The organism is Bacteroides sp. CAG:633 (assembly GCF_000435115.1).
In the GTDB taxonomy this organism is placed as follows: Bacteria; Bacteroidota; Bacteroidia; order Bacteroidales; family Bacteroidaceae; genus Bacteroides; species Bacteroides ndongoniae.
The window spans coordinates 1-991 of the sequence record NZ_FR883106.1 but is presented as its reverse complement, the minus strand read 5'-3'; the positions used below and the strand labels follow the sequence as shown (position 1 = coordinate 991).

Annotated in this window: 2 protein-coding genes; one reads left to right on the top strand and one right to left on the bottom strand. The window is 52.4% G+C overall.

Features of this window, described 5'->3' with window-relative positions; translation table 11 throughout:
* A partial coding sequence (locus QVP67_RS10860) for a hypothetical protein (protein ID WP_288180126.1) occupies positions 1–295 on the bottom strand: 295 nt, incomplete at its 3' end.
* A 431-nt stretch (positions 296–726) separates the two neighbouring features.
* Here QVP67_RS10860 and QVP67_RS10855 point away from each other — a divergent pair.
* On the top strand, positions 727–991 hold a 265-nt coding region (locus QVP67_RS10855), incomplete at its 3' end, for an HU family DNA-binding protein (RefSeq protein WP_288180125.1).

Genomic DNA, 991 nt, shown 5'->3' with positions numbered 1-991 from the left:
AATTACCGTAATTCTTGCCTAACCCCAAACGGCTTTCACTCCTGACGTTCTGTTCGTCCAGCATCCGCACGAGTGCTTCCAGTTCGTTTTCCAGCCGCTGGGAGTTTGTCCACAGTTCGTCCAGTTTCCATGCCTCAGTATTCAGCAGTTCGTCCACGGCCCGATATTGGCGTTCCAGTTCTTCTCTTTCCTGTTTGTGCTTTCTGCGCATACGGCGGTTCACAATGGCCAGCACGCCGACGGCTAATGCCAGCACAACCACCAGTGCCAGCACGATAATCAATGTCAGTGTCATTTTCAAGCTAAGTTTTTAAGTGTTTTCCGACTTCAAAATTGCAGTTGATGCGTTTCTTCAAGGGTGCCGAAGTAAATAAACGTTAAACACCGACACCAGTTCGTCCAAGTAGCACCCGTCCCGACACCGGTTGTCCCACCCTTGTCGGAAAGTTTGCGGACCTTTGCCTTGTCCACTTCCGGAGACCATGGACGCGGTTGGTGCACACCGCTTAACTTACTGATTCAGAGGAAATGCCTACATCGGCAGGCCGGACAAGAGAAGGCTGCATCGGGCGGTTGTCATCCGCCGACGGTGATGCTCTCTGCAAACCGGTGATAAAGGTACTGATTAATTTTGAATGTATGCCAACGCTACTTCCGTTTTTTTCAGTCCTTCCTGCCTTTTTCGCATCCTCCTCATCACCCGAAAAAACAAGAAAGGAGACTCGTATGTCTGTCACATTCAAACGTGTCCAGCGGAAAAACCCGCAGGACCAGGCCGCACCGGCCAAGTACTACCCCCAACTGGTGGTGTGGGGAAAACCGGCTACGCTGGAAAGCCTCTCCATCCAGATGAAAGAAAAAAGCTCGCTCACACTGGGCGACATCCAGAGCGTACTCACCAACTTCGTTTCCGCCATGCGGACGGAGCTCTACAACGGCCATTCGGTCAGCATCGACGGCTTTGGGGTGTTCAGCCTCTCGGCCACTACCG